The organism is Ruegeria sp. YTSC199, from assembly GCF_059609725.1.
Genome location: NZ_JBXWMF010000001.1, coordinates 174631 through 195514, shown reverse-complemented (window position 1 = coordinate 195514; position 20884 = coordinate 174631). Strand labels below are relative to the sequence as shown.

General features: G+C 57.4%; 17 protein-coding genes and 2 tRNA genes. 11 read left to right on the top strand and 8 right to left on the bottom strand.

Annotation, left to right across the window (positions count from 1 at the left end; all coding sequences use genetic code 11):
- The first annotated feature begins 24 nt into the window (after positions 1-24).
- A complete protein-coding gene (locus tag AC2FEE_RS00990) occupies positions 25-1044 on the top strand; it encodes a helix-turn-helix domain-containing protein (protein WP_496862456.1) in 1020 nt (339 codons plus the stop codon).
- A gap of 185 nt (positions 1045-1229) precedes the next feature.
- Here AC2FEE_RS00990 and rpoD read toward each other — a convergent pair whose 3' ends face one another.
- The 4 genes from rpoD to AC2FEE_RS00970 all read right to left on the bottom strand — a co-directional run bounded on the left by rpoD (position 1230) and on the right by AC2FEE_RS00970 (position 7222).
- On the bottom strand, positions 1230-3218 hold the full coding sequence (rpoD, locus tag AC2FEE_RS00985; protein WP_496862455.1) for an RNA polymerase sigma factor RpoD: 1989 nt from the start codon (positions 3216-3218) through the stop codon (positions 1230-1232).
- A gap of 114 nt (positions 3219-3332) precedes the next feature.
- Entirely contained in the window at positions 3333-5282 is a 1950-nt protein-coding gene (gene dnaG, locus AC2FEE_RS00980; RefSeq protein ID WP_496862454.1) for a DNA primase, read from the bottom strand.
- Between the two features lie 80 nt (positions 5283-5362).
- Positions 5363-5659: a hypothetical protein gene (locus AC2FEE_RS00975; protein WP_496862453.1), complete on the bottom strand. Its 297-nt coding sequence runs from the start codon at positions 5657-5659 to the stop codon at positions 5363-5365.
- A 132-nt stretch (positions 5660-5791) separates the two neighbouring features.
- Positions 5792-7222: a Glu/Leu/Phe/Val family dehydrogenase gene (locus tag AC2FEE_RS00970; protein ID WP_496862451.1), complete on the bottom strand. Its 1431-nt coding sequence runs from the start codon at positions 7220-7222 to the stop codon at positions 5792-5794.
- A 331-nt stretch (positions 7223-7553) separates the two neighbouring features.
- Here AC2FEE_RS00970 and AC2FEE_RS00965 point away from each other — a divergent pair, with 331 nt between their 5' ends.
- The 3 genes from AC2FEE_RS00965 to AC2FEE_RS00955 are packed head-to-tail and all read left to right on the top strand — an operon-like array spanning position 7554 to position 10433.
- Positions 7554-9275: a Tad domain-containing protein gene (locus tag AC2FEE_RS00965; RefSeq protein WP_496862450.1), complete on the top strand. Its 1722-nt coding sequence runs from the start codon at positions 7554-7556 to the stop codon at positions 9273-9275.
- The gene (locus AC2FEE_RS00960) at positions 9272-9802 is read left to right on the top strand and encodes a TadE/TadG family type IV pilus assembly protein (protein ID WP_496862448.1); all 531 of its coding nucleotides are present in this window, start codon (positions 9272-9274) and stop codon (positions 9800-9802) included. The genes AC2FEE_RS00965 and AC2FEE_RS00960 overlap by 4 nt, the downstream gene beginning before the upstream one ends.
- Position 9803: 1 nt before the next feature.
- Entirely contained in the window at positions 9804-10433 is a 630-nt protein-coding gene (locus AC2FEE_RS00955) for a TadE/TadG family type IV pilus assembly protein (RefSeq protein WP_496862446.1), read from the top strand.
- Here the strand turns inward: AC2FEE_RS00955 and AC2FEE_RS00950 are convergent.
- A complete protein-coding gene (locus AC2FEE_RS00950) occupies positions 10351-10875 on the bottom strand; it encodes a hypothetical protein (protein WP_496862444.1) in 525 nt (174 codons plus the stop codon). The two genes, AC2FEE_RS00955 and AC2FEE_RS00950, sit on opposite strands and share 83 nt — an antisense overlap.
- Positions 10876-11031: 156 nt before the next feature.
- Between AC2FEE_RS00950 and AC2FEE_RS00945 the strand changes: the two genes are divergently transcribed.
- The gene (locus tag AC2FEE_RS00945; RefSeq protein WP_496862442.1) at positions 11032-11943 is read left to right on the top strand and encodes a pirin family protein; all 912 of its coding nucleotides are present in this window, start codon (positions 11032-11034) and stop codon (positions 11941-11943) included.
- A 5-nt stretch (positions 11944-11948) separates the two neighbouring features.
- Here the strand turns inward: AC2FEE_RS00945 and AC2FEE_RS00940 are convergent, their stop codons facing one another.
- Positions 11949-12536 carry a TetR/AcrR family transcriptional regulator gene (locus tag AC2FEE_RS00940; protein ID WP_496862441.1) on the bottom strand — a complete coding sequence of 196 codons (588 nt, stop codon included), beginning with the start codon at positions 12534-12536 and terminating at the stop codon, positions 11949-11951.
- A gap of 99 nt (positions 12537-12635) precedes the next feature.
- Between AC2FEE_RS00940 and AC2FEE_RS00935 the strand changes: the two genes are divergently transcribed.
- The 6 genes from AC2FEE_RS00935 (at position 12636) to AC2FEE_RS00910 (ending at position 17458) form a co-directional block, all read left to right on the top strand.
- Complete coding sequence (locus tag AC2FEE_RS00935) at positions 12636-12884, top strand: hypothetical protein (RefSeq protein WP_496862439.1); 249 nt, start codon at positions 12636-12638, stop codon at positions 12882-12884.
- A 128-nt stretch (positions 12885-13012) separates the two neighbouring features.
- Positions 13013-14299 carry a homoserine dehydrogenase gene (locus tag AC2FEE_RS00930; protein ID WP_496862438.1) on the top strand — a complete coding sequence of 429 codons (1287 nt, stop codon included), beginning with the start codon at positions 13013-13015 and terminating at the stop codon, positions 14297-14299.
- A 69-nt stretch (positions 14300-14368) separates the two neighbouring features.
- A complete protein-coding gene (glpX, locus tag AC2FEE_RS00925) occupies positions 14369-15352 on the top strand; it encodes a class II fructose-bisphosphatase (RefSeq protein WP_496862437.1) in 984 nt (327 codons plus the stop codon).
- A gap of 91 nt (positions 15353-15443) precedes the next feature.
- Positions 15444-17186: a single-stranded-DNA-specific exonuclease RecJ gene (gene recJ / locus AC2FEE_RS00920; protein WP_496862435.1), complete on the top strand. Its 1743-nt coding sequence runs from the start codon at positions 15444-15446 to the stop codon at positions 17184-17186.
- 98 nt (positions 17187-17284) lie between these two features.
- Positions 17285-17359: transfer RNA gene (locus tag AC2FEE_RS00915), tRNA-Glu, on the top strand.
- 24 nt (positions 17360-17383) lie between these two features.
- A tRNA-Glu gene (locus tag AC2FEE_RS00910) sits at positions 17384-17458 on the top strand.
- Between the two features lie 894 nt (positions 17459-18352).
- Here the strand turns inward: AC2FEE_RS00910 and AC2FEE_RS00905 are convergent.
- The gene (locus AC2FEE_RS00905) at positions 18353-20194 is read right to left on the bottom strand and encodes a V-type ATP synthase subunit A (protein WP_496862434.1); all 1842 of its coding nucleotides are present in this window, start codon (positions 20192-20194) and stop codon (positions 18353-18355) included.
- Positions 20191-20883 carry a hypothetical protein gene (locus AC2FEE_RS00900; RefSeq protein ID WP_496862433.1) on the bottom strand — a complete coding sequence of 231 codons (693 nt, stop codon included), beginning with the start codon at positions 20881-20883 and terminating at the stop codon, positions 20191-20193. Before AC2FEE_RS00900 ends, AC2FEE_RS00905 begins: the two co-directional genes overlap by 4 nt.
- Position 20884: the final 1 nt, after the last annotated feature.

Below are 20884 nucleotides of genomic sequence, written 5' to 3'. Positions count from 1 at the left end.
ATTGAAAATACAGTGGGAATTGCCATGGAAGTTGATATCGCCCGCATCCAGTTGCTGACCCGAGCGCTTGATCAACGAACGAACGGAACCAAAGTGTCAGACCACATCCTTGAAAAATGCGATCTGACCCGGGAAACCCTTGCAATACCGGAAACCAGCTGCACAGCCCATCAAGAAGCGTTGTTCGTACGCTATGCCTGCGACGCGCTGGGGGACATCACATTTGCGGCTCAGGCCGGGCTGCAGTTCAAATCCGCCTCTAGCCTCACCGCCTATATCAGCAAATACTCACGAGACCTTCGGCAGGTCATGGAGAATACGTCCCGGTTTCACAGGATCATTGACCCCGCGCTGATGTTTAGCCTGCGCCATGCCGGAAACTTCGCCACCATCGAAGCCGATTGGAAAGACGCCAGCTTTGCCCGCTACCATCGCAGGACCGAGTTCCTGATGTTCAGTGGTTTGGCCCGGATGCGAGCGCTGACGCAAACGAATTTCTTTCCCATAGAAATCAGATTTCAGCACGAGATTGGCGAAAACCAGAAGAGTTTTCAAAAACTTGCCGGGTGTCCTGTTGTATTCGGCTCGGAACGGCTTGAGATCGTCGTTGCGCCTTCGGCTCTGGATATGCCTGTTCCGACCTATGACCCGAACCTAAGGGCGCATCTTCTGGAATACGGTGAACGCGTTCTTGCCGAGCGGCGCTCGCCCAAACAAAAACTACGCGCGCAGGTCGAAGGGCTGATCACCCGGTCAATGCCCGGCACGGTAATCAATGCCGACGAAGCCGCCGCCAGTCTGGGGATGAGCCCGCGCACCTTTGCCAGGCGGCTCAAGGATGAGGGCGTCAGCTATCGCGATATCGTCGATGACCTTCGCTGCGATTTGGCTCAAACCTTCATTACCAACGGAATGCCCCTGTCAGAGATCGCCTTTTCCCTGGGCTATTCAGATCAACCTGCATTTTCGACCGCCTTCAAACGCTGGACCGGGCAGGCACCCAGCACCTTCCGCAGCCGCTTGAATCTTCCGGAAAGCCCCTGAGCCGGGTGGCCGGGGGTCATCGGCATTGCCACCTCGCCCCGGCCTGTCCCATGAGTGGACGCCAAAGATATATAGACGTATAGGGGGTGGGACTTGTGAGTTGCCGCCAAATTGATCGTTGAACCGGTCAACGTGAAGGTTTCGGCTGCCAGAAAAAAGGCGCCTCGATCGAGGCGCCTTTGACTTTACTGATCCAGGAAAGACCGCAACTTTCGCGACCGGCTGGGGTGTTTGAGCTTGCGCAGCGCTTTCGCCTCGATCTGGCGAATACGCTCACGGGTCACACTGAACTGCTGGCCGACCTCTTCCAAGGTATGGTCGGTGTTCATGCCGATGCCAAAGCGCATCCGCAGAACCCGTTCCTCACGCGGGGTGAGCGAGGCCAGAACCCGTGTGGTCGTTTCCTTGAGGTTCTCCTGAATGGCGCTGTCCAATGGCAGCACGGCATTCTTGTCCTCAATGAAATCGCCCAGCTGGCTGTCTTCCTCGTCGCCGATCGGCGTCTCAAGGCTGATCGGCTCCTTGGCGATCTTCATCACCTTGCGAACCTTCTCGAGCGGCATCTGCAGCTTTTCGGCCAGTTCTTCCGGCGTCGGCTCGCGACCGATCTCATGCAACATCTGACGGCCGGTCCGGACCAGTTTGTTGATCGTCTCGATCATGTGGACCGGAATACGAATGGTGCGCGCCTGATCCGCGATTGAGCGCGTGATCGCCTGACGAATCCACCACGTGGCGTAAGTCGAGAACTTATAGCCGCGGCGGTATTCGAACTTGTCCACCGCTTTCATCAGGCCGATGTTGCCTTCCTGAATAAGATCAAGGAATTGCAGGCCACGGTTCGTGTATTTCTTGGCGATCGAGATCACCAGACGCAGGTTGGCTTCGACCATTTCCTTCTTGGCCTGTCGCGCCTCTTTCTCGCCCTTCTGAACCTGCTGCACGATGCGGCGGAATTCAGGAATGTCGAGACCGACATACTGACCGACCTGAGCCATATCGTTGCGCAGTTCCTCGACCTTCGCGGTCGAGCGTTCGATGAACATCTGCCAGCCTCGGCCCGGCTTTTCTGCCATGTCCGTCAGCCAATTCGGGTCCAGTTCGCGGCCCCGATAGGCGTCAATGAACTCACGACGGTTGATACGAGCCTGATCGGCCAGTTTCACCATCGAGCTGTCCAGCGACATGATCCGGCGGTTGATGCCATAAAGCTGGTCGATCAGTGCTTCGATCCGGTTGTTGTGCAGGTGCAGCCCGTTTACCAGTTCGACAATCTCGGCGCGCAGCTTCTGGTAGGTCTCTTCGTCCTTTTCGCTGAACGATCCGTCCTCGTTCAGGGTGGCCGAGATCCGGCTATCCTGCATTTCCGACAGCATCGAGAAGTCGGTCGAGATGCGCTCCAGTGTGGTCAGAACCTGATCCTTCAGGGCCGCTTCCATCGCGGCCAGCGACATGTTGGCTTGATCGTCGTCGTCATCGTCGTCGTCATTGGCAATCGGGTTGCCATCAGCGTCGAGTTCCGGCCCAGTGTCCTTGGCTGGCTTGGCGGCCTGAACAGCCGAGGTATCAACGACTGGTTCCTCCACATCGCCGTCTTCGTCCAACTGGTTGCCAAATGTGGCCTCCAGATCGATGACGTCACGCAGCAAGATGTCTTCGCTTAGCAATTCGTCGTGCCAGATGGTGATCGCTTGGAAGGTCAGTGGGCTTTCGCACAGACCGAGAATCATGGTGTTGCGACCGGCTTCGATCCGCTTGGCGATGGCGATCTCGCCTTCGCGGCTCAGCAGTTCAACCGAACCCATCTCGCGCAGATACATGCGAACCGGGTCATCGGTGCGATCCAGTTTCTCGGTTGCAGCTCCGGACAGCGCAACCTCACGGTTGCTTTCGGTGGTGGTCAGTTCGGTCGAGCCTTTATTCTCTTCCTCTTCGGCCTCTTCATCTTCGATGATGTTGATGCCCATCTCGGACAGCATCGACATAACGTCTTCGATCTGTTCCGAGCTGACCTGATCCGGCGGCAGCACCTGATTGAGCTGGTCGTAGGTGATGTAGCCTTTCTCGCGGGCCTCGGCGATCATCTTCTTGACCTGGGCCTGGCTCATGTCCAGCGAGATTTCCTGTTCCTGCTCGTCGGATTTGCGATCTTCGGTCGTGTCTTTGGCGGCCATTCAATGCTCCTGCAGGGATGGGTGATTCGTTTGTACCGAATCATTAGCGCGTAGAAGTGATTCGGCCACCCGTTTACCTGTTTTTCTTTTCAAGTGCCTTACGAAAACACCAGTTTAGCGGCGTTTCCGTTCGAAATTGATCCCGGACATGATTGCCTTGAACGCGTCTTTCTCGTCGCGGTTGATTCTCGCGCCGTTGTCGGCGATGTCGAATACGGCCCTATCCTCGTTCTGGCTGCGGCTCGTGCGGTTGCGCTCTTCAGCGGCTTGCGCCAGCCGATATGTCAGCGCCTCATCGGCCAAATCGGACAATTCCTCTGCAGCTTCGGCAATCTCAGCATCCAACCCCTGGAGCGCTTTGATCTTTGCGAGTTCCTCGGCCAGCGTCATCTCGGCCTTTTCAACGTCGCCTGGTTTGTACACACAGGGGATTACTGCGACATGGCGAAGGGCCAGCAGGTTTTCAAGGGCTTCAGGCCCCAAAGTTTCAGCAATGTGGTCCTGCAGATGATCCGGATCATCAATCGCGTGACGCAGAATTGCTTGGCGCAGAGCCGCATAGTCGGGATCGCGGCACTCCATCTCTTCCAACTGGTGCTCGAATTGCACGACGACCTGTGGGTTTAGCGCTGCGATGGCCAGTATGGCCGCTTCACGCAGCTGGATATCCGCCCCCTCGGATGAGGCCAGGAAAGAGGACCGCGCACCGGGTGTTGCTGGCTGTTTCTGCGGTTGCCACTTGCCGCGTGGTTGCCACTGGCGGTTCTGCGGCTGCCGCTGCGGACGGAAAAGCTGCCAGCGCAGGTCCTTGATCTCTTGCCCATAATGCGACCGGATCGAGGGATCGCGGATCAGCTTGATTTTGTCGCGCAGCACCTTGTCCAACGCTGCCTTACGTTCCGGGCTGTCGAACACCCTGCCTTCGGTTTCGCGTTGCCAAAGCAATTTGACCATCGGGATGGCCCCATCCAGCACGGATTGCATGGCCCCTGCCCCTTCGGCCCGCAGCAGGTCATCCGGGTCCTTACCTTCGGGCATCAGGGCAAAGCGCAGAGATTTTCCGGCCTCAAGCAGAGGCAGCGCCAGATCAACAGCGCGCATCGCGGCGCGCAAACCGGCCGTGTCACCATCCAGCGCGACGATCGGTTCATTCGCAATGCGCCACAGCAGTTGCAGCTGGTGTTCCGTGATCGCCGTGCCCAACGGTGCGACCGACGCGCCGAATCCGGCCTCGGCCAGAGCGATCACGTCCATATACCCTTCGGCCACGATCAGCGGTTGACCCTTCCCCGCCGCCTGACGTGCGGGGCCGTGGTTATAAAGACTGCGACCCTTGTCGAACAATTCGGTTTCGGGCGAATTCAGATACTTGGCGTTGTCACTTGGGTCCATCGCCCGACCACCAAAAGCGATACACCGCCCGCGCGGGTCACGGATCGGGAACATGATCCGATTGCGAAAGGTGTCATAGGGATTCTTGCCCTTGTTTGACGGCTTGGCCAAACCTGCCCCAAGGATCAGGCCCTCGGCGACATTCTTGCCCCGCAGATGATCCCACAACGCCTGCCAGCCGTCCGGAGCAAATCCGATTTCCCACCGCTCCAACGCCTGAGCGTCCAGCCCCCGACGGGTCAGGTAGTCGCGCGCGGCTCCGCCGGCTCCGGTCTTGAGCTGCAGGCGGAAGAACTGCACCGCCTGTTCCATCACTTCGGCCAACTGCGCGCGACGATCCTGTTTCTCTTGCGCTTTGGGATCACGGGCAGGCATAGGCATTCCGGCTTCACGCGCTAGAATCTCCACCGCTTCGATGAACGAAACATTTTCCGTCTCTTTCACGAAACTAATCGCGTCCCCCTTGGCGTGGCAGCCAAAGCAGTAATAGAACCCCTTCTGGTCATCGACATGGAAGGATGCGGTCTTTTCGTGATGGAAAGGACATGGCGCCCACATGTCGCCCTTGCCTTGATTGGACTTGCGCTGATCCCACATGACTTTGCGCCCGACGACCTGAGACAGGCTCAGCCGGGTGCGCAGTTCATCAAGAAAACCGGGGGGCAGTGACATGGGTCAAACCTGACAGAAATGAAAACGCGCGCCAAGGGGAAGGCGCGCGGTTGTCCACAGAGAAATGGTAGGCCTGTGGATTATTGCTGCAGGCACAGCTCCAGCCACGCCGCGCCAAGGTCCTTTTTGCGGACATCGCGCATCTTCTGCTCATAGACCCAAGGCGTGATCAGTGGGATGGCGTTATTGTAGCTTTCGGGCCAGGTCGGACTGCTGTCAGCTACCGCCTGCGGCACGTCGCGTTCCTTGACCCTATCCAGTCGCGCTTCCTGGATCGCCGCAACGACATCGGCCTGATACTGGCAGCTTTGTTCTTTGGTTTCTTGGGCAGCCAGAGGTGTGGCAAGCAAAAGGGCCGCAAAGGCGGTACGCAACATGGGGGTCTCCCGGAATCGTTTCATTCGCGGCAGTTTACCCTCGGCGGGGCTTGCCCGCCATTGTCGTTTTGCACCACTCACCATCGTGTTGCACTGGGGCGACCGATCGAACCCGTCCGCCCCAGCCGGAACTTAAAGCCCTTTGGCGCGGTAGCTTTTCGAAACGCGGTCAATGGCCACGATATAAGCCGCAGTCCGCAGATCCTCGACATCGTCACGGCTGTGCCACACCTCACGCATGGACTGGTAGGCAATGCGCATGGTGTCATCGAGGCCGGAACGCACCAGCTCCAGCTCATCTGCGCCGCGAAGATACTTGGTCTTGAAATCCGGGGTCATCGACCATGCGTCACCCAGATAGCGGTCCAACCGCTCCAACTCGCTGACGATCAACTCGTGGCGCGCCTCTTCCTGACGGCGTTGCATCCGGCCAAAACGAATATGGCTGAGGTTCTTGACCCACTCAAAATAGGAAACCGTCACACCGCCTGCGTTTGCATACATGTCGGGAATGATAACCGTGCCTTTTTTGCGCAGGATTTCATCCGCGCCGGCCGTTACAGGACCATTTGCCGCCTCGATGATCAGAGGCGCCTTGATCCGCTCGGCGTTGTTCAGGTTGATCACACCCTCAAGCGCAGCCGGGACGAGGATATCGCATTCCGCTTCAAGAACCTCGGACCCCTCAGCCGAATGCGTGGCATCCGGGTAATTGCTGACCCCGCCGTGCTTCACGATCCACTGTCGCACGGACTCGACGTCAATTCCGTCGGGATTATACAGCGCACCATCCCATTCGATGATACCAACGATCCGCGAGCCATCCTCTTCGCTCAGGAACTTTGCGGCGTGGTATCCCACATTGCCCAGTCCCTGTACGACGATGCGCTTGCCATCCAGCTTGCCCGACAGCCCCGCCTTCTGCACGTCCTCAGGGTGACGGAAAAATTCGCGCAAGGCGTATTGAATGCCCCGTCCGGTCGCCTCCACCCGCCCCGAGATACCCCCGGCATTCAGCGGCTTGCCGGTCACACTGGCGCGCGCATTGATGTCGGTGGTGTTCATGCGAGCATATTGGTCGGCCATCCAAGCCATCTCACGCTCACCCGTGCCCATATCAGGCGCGGGCACGTTCTGAGACGGGTTGATCAGGTCGCGTTTGGCCAGTTCATAGGCAAAGCGCCGGGTGATCTGCTCCAGCTCATGCTCTTCATATTGCCGGGGATCAATGCACAATCCCCCTTTTGAGCCACCAAACGGCGTTTCGACCAGAGCACATTTGTAAGTCATCAGCGCCGCCAGCGCCTCGACCTCATCCTGGTTCACTGCCAAGGCGTAGCGGATACCACCCTTGACCGGTTCCATATGTTCGGAATGAACCGAGCGATACCCGGTGAAGGTGTGAATTTCACCACGCAGTCGTACACCGAACCGCACCGTGTAGGTGGCGTTACAGACCCGGATCTTTTCCTCCAGCCCCGGAGGCAGGTCCATCAGGGACGCCGCCCTGTTGAACATGAGGTCCACACTCTCGCGAAAGCTGGGTTCTTTGATGGCCGTCATTTAATCCTCCGTGCCAGCGAACGACTTACGTTCTGACGTTTTGTCGCACCCAATACGTAAACGATCAATATTTAAGCGAAAATAAAACCGACAAAACCCGAAGATAATTTTTCGAACCCCTGAGTCGCCCGAGCCTGACTACCCAGTCGGAATTGTCGCGTATACGACAACAGAAACACCTAACGCCCTCAAATTATCCCACTTTTTCCCGCAAACCGGTCAAGACGGCGGCTTTTTCGCCTAAATCCCGCCACGATTCGGCGTTAATTTTTGAAAGTTAATATTTCCTTGGCAGTTTGGATGTCTGCTCAGCGAGGTCATCAATATGATAATGCGCGTTTTTAGAAGCGGCTCTAAGAAAATTAAGAGCTTCACCTGTTCGGCTCGTCGTTTCGCTCGGGACGAAGATGGTGGCGTGTTCACAATACTTGTAGTGTCGGGCTTTCTAATAATCATCTGTTTGACCGGCATGGGCGTCGATATGATGCACTTCGAGCGCGACCGGGCAAATCTTCAGGCCACGCTGGACCGCGCGGTTCTCGCTGCCGCTGACCTTGATCAGGAGCTTCCCCCGGCGGAAGTTGTTAAAGAATACTTTGAGAAGTCCGGAGTGAGGGGCAAGCTGACGAAAGAACCCGAAGTTGTCGCTGGTATCGGTTCAAGGCGTGTGACAGCAGACGCTGAAGTGACCGTCCACACTGCATTTATGTATCTTGCTGGCATTCCCAAGTTGCATTCTGTGGTCAGCAGCACAGCGGAAGAGTCCGTTGGGTCAATCGAGATTTCGTTGGTTCTGGATATGTCGGGCTCAATGGGTGACCCGTCTGCTGAGGCGGGTAAAACCAAAATCCAGGTTCTGCGTGAAGCGGCCAAGAAATTCGTTGCGGCAATGTACGCAAAGGAAAACCCGGACAAGATATCAATTTCGATTGTTCCTTATGCAACACAGGTGAATGCCGGGGAAAACATCCTGGGGAAATTCGTGAATGCAACAACTGAACATAGCTATTCGCATTGCGTGAACTTCACCACAGCCCAGTATTCGGAAAAAGGGTTGAGCCCTTCGACCAGCTTGATCAGAGCGGCTCATTTCGACCCCTATACTAGTCGATCAGGAAGCAACCTCAGAACGGTTTGTCCAACAAGGGCCGGAAGTGACATCACCCCGGTCACCAATGTTATTTCGGACCTGAACGATCAGATTGACGCTCTTACTGCATCGGGAAACACGTCCATTGAAATCGGTATGAAATGGGGCGCCGCATTGGTTGACCCTGAAATTCGGCCCATCATCCAACAGTTAACCCGCCAGAAAGTGGACCCCACTTCGACTGAATTGGATGCAAAAACGGTTGTACCTAAAACGTTTGACAATCGCCCCATGGACTACGATGCAGATGTTCAGAAAATCATCATCGTCATGACCGATGGTCAGAATACTTCCCAAGCAGTACTAAGATCAGACCTGCGTGATGGAATGTCAGATGTCTGGTACAACCCCGCCACTGAGTGGACGGAGGAGTACTATAATAGAAGGCGTGGGAGGTGGGAAACCAGAACCGTCACTGGTGACGAATACAGCGTCCTCTCGTCGGAAAGCCCGCAAGAGTACTACTGGACACGACAGGAACTGGACGGCAATGATCACCGCTATGGTGACTTGGAGGACGAACCAGGTACAGCGACACGGCTGACCTATCCAGAATTGTTCAACCAGGCGTCGCTTTATTGGAATGCCGTAAACAATTATGAGTGGGACTCCGACCACTATAACGAATGGTACGCAAACGCGTACAGCAACATTTACTCAGGCACAAAAAATACCCGCACAACCTCTATCTGCTCAAAGATAAAAGAAAGCAAAAAAGTCAAAATCTACGGCATCGCCTTCGAAGCACCGACAAGCGGTCTCACTACGATCCAAAACTGCGCCAGTGGTCCTGCTTTCGTCTACGAGGTCAACGATGAAGGTAACCTTGGGGAAAACCTGACGCTTGAGCAAGCGTTCGAGTCCATCGCTTCGTCGATCAAGCGCCTGAGGCTGACGCAATGATACGCAAAGCACTACAAAAAATAGCGCGTTTCAAACAGGTTGAAGACGGGTCGTTAACCGTTGAATTCGTTATCCTTTTCCCCCTGTACATGTTCTTCATCTTGGGAGCCATTGAGTACGCCATGGTCTCGATCCAGCAATCGATGTTGGAACGATCGGTAGATCTAGTGGTGCGCGATATTCGCCTTGGAACCGGCTCAGGGCCTACGCATGACTCGATCAAAGATGCGATCTGCAGCAGATCAAGCATTATCAACAACTGCTCTGCCAATTTGCGATTGGAGATGGTGGTCCAGGACCCCTACGTTGGTATCAATATCGACCCGACAGTGGATTGTGTTGACAGGGCGGAACCGGCCAAACCTGTACGAGAATTCTCAAACGGCGGATCGAACGAGCTGATGGTTCTACGTGCCTGCGCAAAGGTTAATCCGATTCTCGCCACAACCACCTTTGGGCGAGCGCTAACGACTGATGATGGCCTGGTTACGCTGACGGCGACGACAGCCTTTGTTCAGGAGCCTTGATATGACGCTATTACTTACACGCATACAGCGATTTATCCGCGACTTTGTACGTCGCGAGAATGGCACTCTGTCCTTAGAAGCTATTGTTTTGTTCCCTATGCTTGTTTGGACCGTCACGGTAACCTTTTCGCTTTATGACGCTTTCCGCCAGAGCACTGCTAACCTCAAAGCTTCTTACACAGTGGGCGACCTAGTTTCGCGTGAGACTAATACCATCACTGACCCGTATGTGTCGTCGATGTATGTCATGCTGCGCCAAATGGTTGGTAACCAGGCACCGCTGAAAATGCGCATGACTTTCATAATGTTCAAAGAGGAAGACGATCGCCATTATGTCGACTGGTCGTCAGATTGCGGTTTTGGATTCGAGTGGCGAAATGACAACATTCACCTAATTCGCGACAGGCTTCCGCCGATGTCTGACCTGGACACGCTGATCATCGTCGAAACCACAAACGACTATGATCCTGTGTTCAAACCGCCATTGCTGAACGGTTGGCTGAACGGTAAGCGCAAGTTCGAAAACTTTGTCTTCACGCGCCCGCGTTTCACTGATCTGATCCCCGGGGAAGTTTCCGTGCAGGGTTGTCAGCAAAATGAACTGGATGTGCCTGTAGCACCAACGAGCTAAGCACATCAGTCATGAATTTGGTTTCGGCGGCGGCAGTCATTCCGCCGACGCCCACCCGGCGCCCCACACGCCACCATAGCCCGGGCGCCCAGCTGTTTTCCCCAGCAACACGTGTTTTCAGCAGAAACCCGTTCGAAGGTTTGAACGCGAATACTCCCCGGTCGACGGCCTCGATATCCTCTACTTTGGCGATAAGTTGCCCTCCCCCGGTTCTGAGTTCGGAAGACGTCAGCTCGATCCAGTCGTTCGTCGCGTGCCACATTCGATACGCCAGCCAGAACGCCGCGCCGCCAACCGCAAGCAGAAAGACCAACCACAGGGGTTCGGGCGGTTGCGCCAGTGCTACAGACAGAACCAAAGCGCCAACGATGCTCAGCATCCCAACGCCAAGCCAACGTCTGGCAGGTGACGGCTTAATCGTGGCTAGAATTTCTTGTTGCATGTGAACCCCTGTTGTCTTCCCGTGGGTTTAGCGACTTCTGGTGGGAAAAAACAGGGGGGCTGCAACTGCTGATTTTTGCACATTTGCCGTTCTTTTCTGCCGATTGACGCTGTCCCAGCCTAAAATACATGGTGACCAGAGCTGCAGGAGGCCATCATGTCGCTAAGACCCGTTCTGGAAACCCGGAAAGCCATCACCACAATGGAAGGTGCAGGCGTCAAGCTGCACCGCGCGTTCGGTTTTCAGGACCCGTCCGAGCTTGACCCGTTTCTGCTGTTTGATGACTTCCGGAACGAGCGTCCACAGGATTATCAGGCCGGATTTCCCTGGCACCCCCATCGCGGGATCGAGACGATCACCTACGTTCTGACCGGTTCGGTTGAGCACTCGGATTCGCTGGGCAACAGCGGCACACTTGGCGCTGGAGACGTTCAATGGATGACCGCCGGTTCCGGGATTCTGCATCAGGAGATGCCGACTGGAAATCCGTCAGGCCAGATGCATGGATTTCAGTTGTGGGGGAATCTGCCCTCGGCGCAGAAAATGAACGCGCCGCGTTATCAGGACGTCCAAAGCAAGGACATCCCGGAAATCACTGATGATGATGGCACCAAGGTGCGTGTAATTGTGGGTGAATTCTGGGGCAAGACCGGCCCGGTCGACGGGATCGCTGCCGATCCGCAATATCTGGATGTCCATGTCCCGGCAGGGGTCAAAAAGACGCTCAAAATCGATACCTACCGCCGCGCCTTTGCCTATGTGTTCGACGGTAAGGCTGCCTTTGCCGACGCCTCGCAACCTTCCGGCATCCTGCTGGAAAAAGAAGTCGCCGGACAAGAGGTGAATATCCGCGACATGTCCGGTGACCGGACGCTGGTCCGGTTTGGTACCGGGGATGAAATCACTGTTCAGGCCGGGCCTGAAGGTGTCCGGTTCCTGCTGATCTCGGGCGCACCGATTGACGAACCTGTCGCCTGGCACGGCCCCATCGTCATGAATACGAAGACAGAGCTGGAGCAAGCCTTCCGGGACCTTCGCAACGGCACCTTCATTCGCCCAGCACACTAGGTCGCTCAGGCCGAAACCGACCGGCGGACCATGTCCCAATAAACCTGTTCGACCTCATCCAGCGACAGGCGCCCGCCGGCTCGGTACCATGTCATGACACCATTGAGCATGGCGATTACAGCCAAAGTCGCGATTTTGGTGTCGGCGATATCAAACACTCCGGCCGCCTGCCCCCTGCGCAGGATCGCCTCAAGCGCGTCTTCGTAGTGGCGGCGTAACGTTTCAATCTCTGCAAAATTCCCGGGCGTCAGGTTGCGCAATTCCATATAGGCAATGAACACCTCATCCGGGCGTTTAAGGTGAAAACGGATGTGAAACCCGACAAACTGGCGTAAGGCTTCGGACGCATCCGCCGATTGATCAAGATCGTCATAGGCCGACAACAAGTCCTGCATGTGTTCGTGCATCAGACGAAACAGCAGGCTCTGCTTGTCGGGCGTGTAGTTATACAGCGCCCCCGCCTGCACCCCGACCTCACCCGCAATCTGACGCATGGATACGGCGGCATAGCCGTGGCGGGCGAACAAAGCCAGCGCCGCCTTGCGGATGCGTGGGCCGGTGATATCGGAATGTGAACCTTGAGTACGTGCCATTCCCGCACCGTATCTGAACGTTTGTTCAGATAGAACCCCGCTTGAACCAACGCCATAAAAGTTGCATCACGTTTGCAATCCACCGTGAAAGGGATCTGAATGAAGCCCCTGCCTATGCTGATCCTGACGCTCGCCTGCACCGGATGCACCGATTTTCCGGAACTGGAAGGGCGTGAACAGCCGAGCGTCAAATCAGCCCGCTATCCAGAGCTCATTCCCATTCAGGAAAACCTCGGCCCGCCGGTTGAACCCGCAACCGAGGCCGCAGAGGTCGAAGAAGACCTTATTGCCCGGCGCGAAGCGCTGGAGAAAAAGGCAGAAGAACTTCAGGCTGCGGAAATCAACTGACCCTTTGCGATTCAGGACCCGTGCCGGGTCGCGACGCATTGCACCCTAGCGCCGAACCCGCTAAGGCAGCGCTGAACGGGTGACAAGCCCGGTACGACGAAGTTTTCGAGCGGAAAGGAACCCACGGGATGACACAGGCGCTGCGGCTGGGAATTGCGGGCTTGGGGACGGTTGGCGTGGGTGTCGTGAGGATCATCCGCCGCCACGCGGACCTGTTGCAGGCGCGTACGGGCCGGTCTGTTGAAATCGTCGCCGTATCAGCGCGCGATGCCGGCAAAGACCGGGGCGTGAACCTTTCCGATTATGCTTGGGAAACGGACCCGGTGGCGCTGGCGAAACGCGATGATATCGACGTTTTCGTTGAGCTGATCGGCGGTGAGAACGGTCCCGCCAAAGCCTCGGTTGAGGCGGCACTTGCCACCGGCAAGGACGTTGTCACTGCAAACAAGGCGCTGCTGGCGATTCACGGTCAGGAACTGGCCGAAAAGGCCGAGGCCGCCGGTCGCGTAATCCGGTTTGAGGCCGCCGTAGCCGGTGGTATCCCGGTTATCAAGTCGCTGACCGAAGGGCTTGCCGGGAACGAGATTACCCGCGTCATGGGGGTAATGAACGGCACCTGCAACTACATCCTGACCCGGATGCAATCTCAGGAACTGGGCTATAACGCCCTGTTTGAAGAATGTGCACAGCTTGGATATCTTGAGGCTGACCCTAACCTCGACGTCGGCGGCATTGATGCGGCGCATAAACTGGCGCTGCTGTCCTCAATCGCATTTGGGACCAAACCGAATTTCGACGGCATCCAGATCGAAGGCATTCAGCAGATCAGCTTGGATGACATCCATCAGGCCGACGACATGGGCTATCGCATCAAGCTGCTGGGCGTTGCGCAGCGCTCGGCGCGTGGTCTGGAACAGCGGATGCAGCCGTGCCTGGTGCCCAGCAGCTCGCCTCTGGGGCAACTGGAAGGCGGCACCAACATGGTGGTGATTGAAGGCGATGCGGTCGAGCAGGTTGTCCTGCGCGGTCCCGGCGCCGGCGAAGGCCCCACGGCCAGTGCCGTGATGGGCGATGTCTGTGATCTGGCGCGCGGGCTGCAGATCCCGACCTTTGGCCGACCCGCTACCTCTCTACAGGACGCGCAGCCTGCCGTGACCGGCCTGCCCGCCCCTTACTATCTGCGCCTCGCGCTATTCGACAAACCGGGTGCTCTGGCCAAAGTCGCCGCGATTCTGGGCGATGCGGGCGTTTCGATCGACCGGATGCGCCAGTACGGGCATTCGGAAAGCACCGCACCGGTCCTGATCGTCACCCACAAGACCACACGCGCAACGCTGGACGTTGCCCTCGACGGGCTTCGCGACACCGACGTGGTGGCCGGTGAACCCGTTGCTTTGCGAATTGAAGAGGTTTGACCCTTGCGGCCTGCATGAAACGCAGGCTATGCCGGACAAAACGCCTTTACTGACCTGAGGATACAGAACATGAGTGCTGCCAAAGTAGATTTCAACGACCGCCTGCTGTCTCTGGGCCTTGCGCGGGTTGCGGAACAGGCTGCTCTGGCCTCGGCCTCGCTGGTCGGTCGCGGCGACGAAAAAGCCGCCGATCAGGCAGCCGTGAACGCCATGCGCGAACAGCTGAACCTGCTGGACATCGCAGGTGTGGTTGTCATCGGTGAAGGCGAGCGCGACGAAGCACCGATGCTGTATATCGGTGAAGAAGTGGGAACCGGAAACGGCCCGGGTGTGGACATCGCACTTGACCCGCTGGAAGGCACGACCCTGACCGCCAAGGACATGCCCAACGCGCTGACCGTGATCGCCATGGGGCCTCGCGGATCGATGCTGCATGCTCCTGACGTCTATATGGACAAGCTGGCCATCGGTCCGGGTTTCCCCGAGGGTGTCGTCAACCTGGACATGAGCCCGCGCGAGCGTGTTGAGGCGCTGGCCAACGCCAAAGGGTGCAAACCCGCAGACATCACCGTTTGCATTTTGGAGCGCCCTCGTCATGAAGCGATGATCGCCGAAGTGCGCGAAACCGGTGCCTCGATCCGCCTGATCACCGATGGTGACGTGGCCGGTGTCATGCACTGCGCCGAAAGCGAAGAGACCGGCATCGACATGTATATGGGCCAGGGTGGCGCGCCCGAGGGTGTTCTGGCCGCGGCTGCGCTGAAATGTATGGGTGGACAGATCTTTGGCCGCTTGTTGTTCCGCAACGATGACGAACGTGGCCGCGCCGCCAAGGCGGGCATCACTGATCTGGACCGCGTCTATAATCGGGACGAGATGGTAACCGCGGACGTAATCTTTGCCGCAACCGGAGTAACCGGTGGCTCTTTGCTGCCGCGCATCAAGCGCGAGCCGGGTTGGGTCGAAACCACCACTCTGCTGATGCGGTCGAAAACCGGTTCGGTAAGGCGTATGAGCTATCGCACACCGACGTGGCCGCACGACAACGCCTAACCGCTTGCGCCTGAACCGCGCGCAAGGCTATCCATTAAGACAATGAGGCCGGGTCCGAGAGGGTCCGGCCTTAGCACATCAGGGGCGGGTCATGAGCTTTCTAGGGGTTGAACAATCATTAACCGAGCGGCGTTGGGTCGGGCCAACGCCTGAAGTGGAACGCGCGACTGAGATGCTGGTACAACAGGCCGGCCTGCCCCGCGCCGTGTGTCAGGTTCTGGCACGACGCGGCGTTCCGGCGATGGAAGCCGAAGGGTTCCTGGAACCCAGGCTAAAGGAGCTGTTGCCCGACCCGCGATCAATGAAAGACATGGAAACCGCGGCGACTCGGTTTCTGTCGGCGGTTCGGAATAAGCAACGGATCGCGGTCTTTGCGGACTATGATGTGGACGGGGGCAGCTCAGCCGCCCTTCTGCTGGTCTGGCTGCGTCAGATGGGCCTGCAAGCGACGCTTTATGTCCCCGACCGGATTGACGAAGGCTATGGCCCCAATGTCCCTGCCATGCAGGAACTGGCTGCCAACCACCACCTGATCATCTGTGTGGATTGCGGAACGCTCAGCCACGAGCCTATCGCGGCTGCCACCGGAGCGGACGTCATCGTGCTGGACCACCACTTGGGCGGTGAAACCCTGCCCGATTGCGTCGCCGTGGTGAACCCGAACCGGCAGGATGAAAGCGGCGATCTGGGGTATCTCTGCGCGGCTGGCGTTGTGTTTCTGATGCTGGTCGAGGCCGGGCGACAACTGCGCGAGGCCGAAGTCAAAGGCCCCGATCTGATTTCACTGCTGGACCTTGTGGCGCTGGCAACGGTTGCGGACGTCGCCCCGCTGATCGGCGCGAACCGGGCATTGGTTCGCCAGGGATTGAAGGTCATGGCCCAACGGCAAAGGCCGGGTCTGGTGGCCCTGTCCGACGTGGCGCGCATGGACACGGCGCCCAACAGCTATCATCTGGGATTTCTGCTTGGTCCGCGCGTAAATGCGGGTGGGAGAATCGGGCAGGCCGATCTTGGTGCGCGGCTGCTCAGCACGGATTCGATGCACGAGGCCGAGGCGCTGTCGCAGCGGCTGGACGAATTGAACACCGAGCGTCGCGATATCGAAAACGCCGTACGCGCGGCCGCGTTGGAACAGGCCGAGGAACGTGGTCTGGACGCGCCCCTGGTCTGGGCGGCGGGAGAGGGTTGGCATCCTGGCGTAGTAGGCATCGTAGCATCACGTCTTAAGGAAAGCTCGAACCGCCCGGCGATTGTCATTGGCTTTGATGGGGATGAGGGCAAGGGCTCGGGCCGCTCAGTGTCAGGTGTTGATTTAGGTGCCTCAATCCAGCGCTTGGCGGCCGAGGGGCTTCTGGTCAAAGGTGGCGGTCATAAGATGGCGGCTGGCCTGACCGTGATGCGCGATCAGTTGGAGCCCGCGATGGAGCGGCTTTCCGCGTTGCTGGCCAAACAGGGCGCGGGCGAAGGCGGACCGGCCGATCTGAAACTGGACGGAACCCTGATGCCGGGCGCGGCGACGATCGACCTGATCGAACAGATCGAAAAGGCGGGCCCGTTCGGGGCCAGCGCTCCTGCCCCACGATACGCCCTGCCCGACCTGCAGGTACGGTTTGCCAAGCGTGTCGGCGAATCTCATCTGAAACTGTCCTTGGCCGACGGTGTTGGCGGTGGTCTGGACGCCATCGCCTTTGGGGCATTTGACGGGCCAATGGGCGAAAAGCTGTCCAATCATGGTGGGGCGCGGTTCCATTTCGCCGGGCGGCTCGAGGTGAACACATGGGGCGGTCGGCAGAGCGTGCAACTGAGGCTTGAGGACGCTGCTGAGGCAAATTGAGCCCAATTTCAGACTCGTGAAAAAACTTTCACATCCCTGCGTTTTTCGGCTTGCGGGGGTCACGGTGAAACCGTAAAAGGCCCTCCACAAGCCAGCGTGGCCCGTTCGTCTATCGGTTAGGACGCCAGGTTTTCAACCTGGAAAGAGGGGTTCGATTCCCCTACGGGCTACCACTTGCGCTTGTGCCATTGACAAATGGCCCGTTCGTCTATCGGTTAGGACGCCAGGTTTTCAACCTGGAAAGAGGGGTTCGATTCCCCTACGGGCTACCATTGTCATATCCAACTATCCAAAAAACTGAACATTCATAAGCGAATAACTGCTGTTCTGACAGGTCCTTTCAGTTCTGATTAGCTCGAACCAAAAGAACTGCACTCAATAAAGCCGCAAAAACAATAAGTGTTCCTCACGGGAGTGTACGTAATGGATAACCGACCATTTACGGAGATTCTTTCCAGAGCCAAATCAGCAACAAATGATTTTGGAAAGCTGACTGATTTCGATGTAGGCGCAAACGTTGGTCAGTCTTTTCTGTTGTTTCGGATATTGCTTCCAGAAGCTGAAATCCACTGCTTCGAGCCGGTTCCAAAAACGTTCTCTCGATTGGAATAGGTCGTGAGTGGCGACAGGTTAGTTTTCGCCTACCAAATGCGCCTAGCCTCGCAGGTTGGACACGTACGGTTCACTGCCGACCTCAACACAGGAAAACACAAGATTCCCGAAGGAGAGCAACTTTCAAAAGATGAGATTGAAGTCGAAGCCGAAACTGGCGCCCCATCTGCGAGAGCATGGGCATTGAAGCAATCGACTAGTTAAAAGGCGACGCTGAAGCCTACGACCTGGATGTTCTTCTGGGTTTTTCTGATATGTTGCGAAATGGCCGGATTGCCTATTTGCAGGTTTAGTGTTCAACAAACCTGGACAACCGGTTTCACGCTCATCTGGAACGGTTTATTCATTTCTTGCATTCGTTCATTTACCGGCGGTCTGACATTATAGAACCCGCCCGCAGGGTGAATAAAACCAAGCAGGTTCTGAATGGTATCTGGTATTGCAACGCCGTATTTGCTCGCGAAGTCGAACTCCCGAACCTACAACAGAACGGGATGAACTAGCTGCAAAAAATGAAAACCTCGAAGCTCGCAGCTTCTGAAAAATGCTCTTTTTCAAGTGCCGAACTTGTCGCGGCACAAATCCTGAATCTGTCCCCAGATTGATTTGAATTCCGGTGTGTTTTCTGCCGCGTAGTGAAAGTTCTTCATCAGACCAGTCAGTTGCGTGAACACCTGCCGCACCTCTGCCTTATCCGCGAACTCTGCCGTCGATTGGGTCACGTCATAGACCAGCTTGAAGGTCATCTTCTGACGCTCAAGCGGAACGGTAGCGTCCACCTTGTCGAACGCATCCTGCTGCAGATAGACCATATCCACAAACAGTGCTTTTTGCTGGGTGACAAAGTCCTCGATGGTGACCCCCTCTTCGCCCGTCACCTGCATCATCTGGTCGACCTGCTCGCCTTTTTCTATCAGCTCGATCAGATCGCGCACCTTGCCGGTCCAGCCCGGTTCAGCGTTTTTGTCGTACCAGTCCGACAGCTGATCGGTATAGCGTGACCAGCTGAGCATTGGGTCGACCGCAGGGTAGAACCGTTTGTAGGCGCGCTCGGAGGACAGGCCAAGGAAGCATTTCACCGTGGATAGCGTCGATTGCGTGACCGGCTCATCAAAGTTCCCGCCCGCAGGTGACACCGTGCCGATCAGGGTCAGGCTTCCCAGATCGCCATCGTTGGTCTTCATCGCACCAGCGCGCTCGTACAGGCCCTTGATCGAGCTTTCCAGATAGGCGGGAAAACCCTCCTCACCCGGTATCTCCTCAAGCTTGCCCGACGTTTCGCGCATCGCCTGTGCCCAACGGCTGGTACTGTCTGCGATCAACAGCACGTCATAGCCCATCTGGCGGTAATACTCGCCAAGGGTGATGCCGGTGAAGATCGATGCTTCGCGTGCGGCAACCGGCATGGAGGACGTGTTACAGATGATGATCGTGCGATCCATCAGGCTGCCGCCTGTCGTCGGGTCGGTCATCTTGGGAAATTCGTGAATCGTTTCGACCACCTCGCCCGCCCGCTCACCGCAGGCGACAACGATCACAATATCCACCTTGGCATTTCGCGCGATCAGGTTCTGCAGCACCGTCTTGCCCGCCCCGAATGGCCCCGGAATACAGGCCGTACCGCCGCGCGCGATGGGAAAGAACGTGTCGATCAGACGTTGAGACGTCAGAACCGGCTCGGTCGGATAAAGCCGCTCGGACAATGCGCGTTTCAGGATGCTTTCCGGCAACGGACGCCGCACAGGCCATTTCTGCGAGAGGGTCAGTGTGTGCTCGCCCCCCTGCTCGTCCTCAAGGCGTGCGACGATGTCGTGGATTGTGGCAGCGCCCTTTTGCACCCAGACCACCTTGTAATCGCCCACCCAGTTGAACGGCAGCATGATCTTGTGGTTGAAATGGCCCTCGGGCACGGTCCCGATGCTGTCGCCCGCTGTGACCGTGTCGCCAACCTTGACCGACGGCGTGAACGACCACTTGGCCTGCGTGTCCAGCGGGGCTACATCCGCTCCGCGCGGCAGGAAGGTACCGAATTCGGCAGCCACCTTGGGCAGCGGCGATTGCAAGCCATCAAACACCTGCCCCAGCAGACCCGGACCGAGTTCAACGGACAGCAACTGCCCCGATTGCTCAACCGGATCGCCCACGGCCACCCCGTCGGTGCTTTCGTACACCTGCACATCTGCTATATCGACACGCACGCGCAGCACCTCGGCCTTCAAGCGTTCCTGCCGCCCACTTGGACCGGGCCGTGTGGGCAGAATGAACACGACCTCGTTCTTGACCAGTTGCCCGGGCCGCCCCGAAGCATCGTGATTGGCCTGAATCTGAACCAGCCCCTCCTGCACCGAGACGACGCGGGCGGTGGTGGTCTGCCTGGTGGGGGTTGGGGCTGTCATGCGCTTGCTCCATCAAAATCAATCTCGGCGACACCGGCCATGGCCTGCTGTGCCAGATTTTCAAATCTCGTGGCCGCGTCCTGCGCATTGCTTTGCGCCCAGCGGTCAAAAATGTTCCAGATCAGCACGTAGATCGCCACGGCCTCAAAATCGAAAAGGTGGCGGGCAGCATGCTTTTTCAGTTGTTTGTGGCTGACCGACAAGAGCAAACGCTCCAGTCCCAGCGGGTCTTCTTTATCCAGCAACTGATTGGCCTCTTTGATCCAAGGCATAGGGCCTTCCAGACGGAAACTCGGGTCGGTCCAGTTGGCTGGGATGTGCCGGGCCCAGCGCCCCATGCCAAACGTTCCGGTTGCCGGGTTGCCGCCTTGCTTGCGTAGACGCAACGCGGCGACTGTCGTGCGCAGGTCCATCCGCTCAAGAAACAACGCGCGCAGGCTCGGCTGCGGGATGTCGCGCAACGCCTCCTTACAGCGCTCGATGGCCTGAGCATCGGTGACGTCCATATTATAGTCGCTCCAGTTCAACGCGTGCTCTAACAGCTTCAAAACACGCGCATCCTCAGGCGCCAGCGCCGTCAGACGCCGATCCAGCCGCAACCGTGACAAGGGCGGCTGTTTGGCAACAAACAAACGTTCCGAGCCCGGAAGACTGCTGACCAGCGCGATATAGGCGTCGGGGTCCGACATG